Origin of the sequence: Streptomyces sp. (assembly GCF_036566765.1) — a bacterium.
Taxonomy (GTDB): Bacteria; Actinomycetota; Actinomycetes; order Streptomycetales; family Streptomycetaceae; genus Streptomyces.
Map to the genome: position 1 here is coordinate 1 of NZ_DATCVQ010000332.1, position 3180 is coordinate 3180.

Genomic DNA, 3180 nt, shown 5'->3' on the forward strand with positions numbered 1-3180 from the left:
CGTGAGCGACGTTGCCGCTTCGAAGGTGAAGAGCCTCCTGGAGCAGGAAGGCCGAGACGACCTCAGCCTGCGCATCTCGGTGCAGCCCGGTGGCTGCTCCGGCCTGCGCTACCAGCTCTTCTTCGACGAGCGCACCCTCGATGGTGACGTCGTCACCGACTTCGACGGTGTCTCCGTCGTCGTCGACCGGATGAGCGTCCCCTACCTCAACGGCGCCATGATCGACTTCGTGGACAGCATCGAGAAGCAGGGGTTCACCATCGACAACCCCAACGCCACCGGCTCCTGCGCCTGCGGCGACTCCTTCCACTGAGTCAGCACAGCCACTGAGCATCATCGCGAGCGCCCCTGTCCGACTCGGACAGGGGCGCTCGCGCGTTCGGTGACGCTCAGGCAGGGACCGGTGCGGGCCGGCGACCGGCGAACGCGGGCGTCGCCAGGGCCAGCACGAGGAGCACGAGCCCGAAGGCGGTGGAGGCGAGCATCGCGGTCTCCATCGCCGGTTCGACGCCCGCTGCGGCGCGGCTGGTGAACACGGCGGTGAGCGTCGCGACGCCGATCGCCCCGCCGAGCTGTTGCATCGCCTGGAACATCCCGGCGGCGGCACCGGAGTCCTCACCCTCGGCCGCCGCCATGATCGCGGCGCTGGCCGGGGTGAAGAAGAACGGCGCGGTGAAGCCGAAGACGAAGCACGGCAGCAGGACGCCGGCCCACAGCGGGGCATCGGCGGCGAGCAGTACGAACGCGACCAGCCCGGCCAGGCCGAGGGCGATCCCGAGAACGATCGTGCCGCGGTCGCCGATGCGGGCCACCAGCGCCGGCACCAGCCGGGCGCCGATGATCACCGACGCTCCCCACGGGAGGTAGGCCAACCCGGCCTCGAGGGCGTCGAAGTGGCGTACGTCCTGCAGGAAGAGCACCGAGAACGTGAAGAACCCGATCATCATCGCCGGCACCAGGAGCATGCCCGCATAGGGCACGGCGCGGCGAGCGCCGCGGAGCAGGCGGAGCGGTACGACGGGGTGTGCCGCGCGTGACTCCACGGCGACCAGGACGACCAGGGCGAGCAGTGCGAGAGCCAGGGAGCCGAGCACGACGGGGTCGCCCCAGCCCTCCTGGCCCGCTCGGGTGAGCCCGTGCACCAGGGCGACCATGGTGAGGGCGGAGGCGAGGGCGCCGGGGATGTCCAGGCGTCCGGGTGTCCGGTCGGCCTCTCGGACGAAGGCCACGGTGCCCACGATGACCGCCGCCCCGACGGGTACGTTGATCAGCATCACCCAGCGCCAGTCGAGGGCCACGGTCAGTACGCCCCCGGCGACCAGGCCGAGGCAGCTGCCCAGGCTGGAGCCGATGATGAACCACGACATCCCACGCAGTCGCTGCGGCCCTTCGTCGGTGTTCGCGACCAGCAGCACCATGATCGCCGGCCCGGCCAGCGCGGCACCGACGCCCTGCACGGCCCGAGCGGCGATCAGCAGCTCCCCGGACGGGGCGAGCCCTCCGGCTGCGGAGGCCACCACGAAGACCGCCGCGCCCGCCAGGAGCACGCGGCGGGGGCCGAACATCATCCCCAGCCGTCCGCTGAGCAGGAGGAAGCCCGCGAACGCCAGGGCGTAGGCGGAGACGACCCACGACAGGCCGACCGCGCTGAGCCCGAACTCCTCGCGGATGTAGGGCAGGGCGACGGTGACGATCACGCCGTCGACCATCAGCATCAGCTGGCAGGTCACCACCGCCGCCACCGCCCAACCTCCGCCGCGGGCACCGGCTCTGCTTCCGGCTCTGTTTCCGGTCCGTGCCTCGTGAAGCTCTGTCATGTCTTCGTACCTCGCTATCATCGGAACCAGGGAGACTCCCCATTTCAAATGTGGGGATAGTCCCCGGTTATTGTCAAGGGGTAATGATGACTGCGACCGAGATCACCGACTGGGAGAGCAGGCGGCCGAAGCGGGCGGATGCGCGCCGCAACTACGACGCCGTCATCGAGGCGGCGCGAGCGGCTTTCGCGCGCTACGGCGTCGACACCTCGATCGACGAGATCGCCCGTTCCGCGGGGGTCGGGAACGCGACGCTCTATCGGCACTTCCCGACGCGCGACGAGCTCATCTCCGCGGCGCTCGCGGAGAACATGGCGGCGGTGCACAAGCGGGGCACCGAGCTCGCCGGGGCAGAGGAGCCGCTGACGGCCCTGCGGGAGTGGCTGCTGGCGACGATCGCCCAGATCAGCACCTACGGGGGACTCCCGGGCAGCGTGCTCGACGCTGCCGGCCGGGAGGGGTCGCTGCTCGGGGTGACCTGTGAGCACATGCAGGAGACGACCCGGACGCTGCTCGCCCGGGCGCAGGAGTCCGGAGACATCCGGCGGGACGTACGCATGGACGACGTCTTCGATCTCGCCGCCGGGATCGCCTGGGTCGTCAGCCGTGACCGGGCTGCCGGCCCAGACCGCGCCGCGAGGCTTCTCGACCTCGCCCTGGACGGGGTGACCGCGAGGGACTGACCGGGTCGCCGACATGACGAGAGCCCCTGTGCGTGACAGGGGCTCTCATGTCTTCGGGCAGCCACGGCATGCGGTCGTGGCTGCGTCCGGCTCAGGTCAGGGCGAGGTCGTCGGCGACGTGTCCGCAGGCCTCGAGCACGGCGGTGTCGCCCGGCTCGCGGGCCTGCATCCGCACGGCGGGTGCCGGGCGGGCCGCTTCGCGCACCCGTGGCGCGGGCAGGCGCAGCGTGCTGTCGGCGGCGGCGCAGTCGGCGCAGAGCTGCGCGGGGCTGTCGAGGTCGTCGTACGGAACGCGCATGGCTGTCATGCAAACGACGGTAAGCACTACCAACGGGTAGCAGAAGGCGGACTCAGCGGTAATATTTCATCTGCTGTCTACGGTCGAGCCTTAACGTCGCCCGAGGTCTCGCCGGTAGGGTTCCGCGCATGTCCGGTTCACTCCTGATCGCAGGCTCCATCGCCACCGACCACCTGATGAGCTTCGGTGGAAAGTTCGCCGATTCGCTGGTCGCCGACCAGCTCGACAAGCTCTCGGTGAGCTTCCTGGTCAACGACCTCGAGATCCGCCGCGGCGGCGTCGGCGCCAACATCTCCTTCGGCCTGGCCAACCTCGGCCTGGCGCCGGTGCTCGTGGGCGCGGTCGGCGAGGACTTCGCCGACTACCGCTCCTGGCTCGAGCG

5 protein-coding genes are annotated in these 3180 nt (G+C 70.4%); 3 read left to right on the forward strand and 2 right to left on the reverse strand.

All coding sequences use genetic code 11. The features are described from left to right. Position 1 precedes the first annotated feature (1 nt). Entirely contained in the window at positions 2-313 is a 312-nt protein-coding gene (erpA, locus tag VIU94_RS19515) for an iron-sulfur cluster insertion protein ErpA (protein WP_331913111.1), read from the forward strand. Between the two features lie 76 nt (positions 314-389). Here erpA and VIU94_RS19520 read toward each other — a convergent pair whose 3' ends face one another. After that, positions 390-1817, reverse strand: a complete 1428-nt coding sequence (locus tag VIU94_RS19520; RefSeq protein ID WP_331913112.1) for an MFS transporter — start codon at positions 1815-1817, stop codon at positions 390-392. A gap of 86 nt (positions 1818-1903) precedes the next feature. Here VIU94_RS19520 and VIU94_RS19525 point away from each other — a divergent pair, with 86 nt between their 5' ends. Beyond that, entirely contained in the window at positions 1904-2500 is a 597-nt protein-coding gene (locus tag VIU94_RS19525; protein ID WP_331913113.1) for a TetR/AcrR family transcriptional regulator, read from the forward strand. Positions 2501-2591: 91 nt separating this feature from the next. Here VIU94_RS19525 and VIU94_RS19530 read toward each other — a convergent pair whose 3' ends face one another. After that, positions 2592-2807, reverse strand: coding sequence for a hypothetical protein (locus VIU94_RS19530; RefSeq protein WP_331913114.1), 216 nt, complete (start codon positions 2805-2807; stop codon positions 2592-2594). A 119-nt stretch (positions 2808-2926) separates the two neighbouring features. Here VIU94_RS19530 and VIU94_RS19535 point away from each other — a divergent pair. After that, a partial coding sequence (locus VIU94_RS19535; RefSeq protein WP_331913115.1) for a PfkB family carbohydrate kinase occupies positions 2927-3180 on the forward strand: 254 nt, incomplete at its 3' end.

Coding starts and splice junctions, on each gene's coding strand:
- VIU94_RS19530 (WP_331913114.1), bottom strand. CDS start 2,807: ATGACAGCCATGCGCGTTCCGTACGACGACCTCGACAGCCCCGCGCAG.
- VIU94_RS19520 (WP_331913112.1), bottom strand. CDS start 1,817: ATGACAGAGCTTCACGAGGCACGGACCGGAAACAGAGCCGGAAGCAGA.
- VIU94_RS19525 (WP_331913113.1), top strand. CDS start 1,904: ATGACTGCGACCGAGATCACCGACTGGGAGAGCAGGCGGCCGAAGCGG.